This window comes from Muribaculum sp. An289 (assembly GCF_002159555.1).
In the GTDB taxonomy this organism is placed as follows: Bacteria; Bacteroidota; Bacteroidia; order Bacteroidales; family UBA932; genus Merdivivens; species Merdivivens faecigallinarum.
In genome coordinates this window covers 1-1,567 of record NZ_NFIV01000025.1, presented here as the reverse complement: position 1 = coordinate 1,567, position 1,567 = coordinate 1, and the positions used below count along the sequence as shown (strand labels likewise).

The 1,567-nt window shown below is 37.9% G+C and carries 1 protein-coding gene; it reads left to right on the top strand.

Going from position 1 to position 1,567, the window contains the following annotated elements; all coding sequences use genetic code 11:
* The first annotated feature begins 367 nt into the window (after positions 1 to 367).
* Positions 368 to 1,531 (top strand): IS4 family transposase, encoded by a 1,164-nt coding sequence (locus tag B5F83_RS10435; RefSeq protein ID WP_087278703.1) that lies wholly within the window; start codon positions 368 to 370, stop codon positions 1,529 to 1,531.
* Positions 1,532 to 1,567 lie beyond the last annotated feature (36 nt).

The window sequence follows — 1,567 nt, the reverse complement described above, 5'->3', positions numbered from 1 at the left end:
AAAGTCTACTCCTTTTTTAGTTTTTGTTTCTTTTTGCTTTTACAAATCTAAAAAATCTGTAGACTTTTTTTTATCCCTCTATCTCAGACACACTTTTTGGAACAGTATCTTCAGTCTTAAATATAACTATATTATTTCCCATTTCTTAAATCCGTAATAGTATCTATTTTAAAGATTGAAGATAAAATACTTCTTCTATGTTGAATAGGTTTCAGGTTTTCGATATATTTAACAAATTCTATCACTACTGTCCCGTAAAAGTGGATAAATAGTTCTTTGAAATTATTGAAATATAGTCAATTACATGGTTTTTTGAAATGAAACGGACTTGATTTTGCAACTTTGCAGTCTAATACAAATGACTGCTATGTTCCAAGATAAATACGTATTCTCTCAATTAACCGCTTTTCTGAACAGGACTCAGTTCAACAACTATGTTCGCAAGTATGATGGCAACAGATATGTGAAACATTTCACTTGCTGGAATCAGTTACTTGCTATGATGTTCGGACAACTGAGCAATCGTGAGAGCCTGCGAGACTTAATCGTTGCTTTCGAGGCGCATAGGGCCAAGCAATATCATCTTGGTTTAGGTCGTGAACCGATAGCCAAGACAACTCTTGCGACAGCCAACCAGAACCGTGATTACAGAATCTTCGAAGACTTTGCATTCTATATGATGAAGGAAGCCTGCGAGAAGCGGACGACCAACATCCTTGACATTTCCGGAAAGAAATATGCGTTTGATTCAACAACGATTCCGTTGTGTCTTGCAACATTCCCATGGGCAAAGTTCCGAAGCAAAAAAGGAGGGGTGAAAGCTCATGTCTTATACGACATTGAAGCACAAGTTCCTGCCTTCTATACTGTTACCACTGCATCAAAACATGATTCCACAGCAATGTCGTCAATCCATTATGAACCAAATGCTTATTATATATTCGACAGGGCTTATGACTCCTTTAAAGAACTCTATAGGATACATCTTACAGACTCTTTCTTTGTTGTCAGAGCCAAGACGAACTTAAAGTATAAGACAGTCAAATGGAAGCGAAGAATGCCAAAGAACATAATGACAGATGCGGAAGTGAAACTGACCGGATATCTCTCCGAGAAAAAATATCCTGAGTCATTCAGACTCGTCCGATATTACGACGAAGAAGATGACCGTGAGTTCACTTTCTTGACGAATGCAAAACAACTTTCTGCACTGGATGTCGCCAATCTTTATAAGAAAAGATGGTTAATCGAACTGTTCTTCAAATGGCTCAAGCAGCATCTCAAGATAAAGAAATTCTGGGGCACAACAGAGAACGCTGTTCGCATACAAATCAGTGTGGCGATTATCACGTACTGTCTTGTGGCTATTGTCCAACATGATATGAAGTTGAAACGTTCAACCTATGAAGTTTTGCAAATTCTCAGCATATCATTGACTGACAAAACCCACTTGCGTGACCTGTTCGACAAGACTAATTTCAATGATGTCAAAGATCTAAATGATCCCCTGATTCCGGGGCTTTTTGATTAATTGTTTAACTCGTCCCATTTTAACGGGACACTAATG

What these genes read in the sequence shown, in the direction of transcription:
- B5F83_RS10435 (WP_087278703.1), top strand. Translation starts at nt 368, where the DNA reads ATGTTCCAAGATAAATACGTATTCTCTCAATTAACCGCTTTTCTGAAC.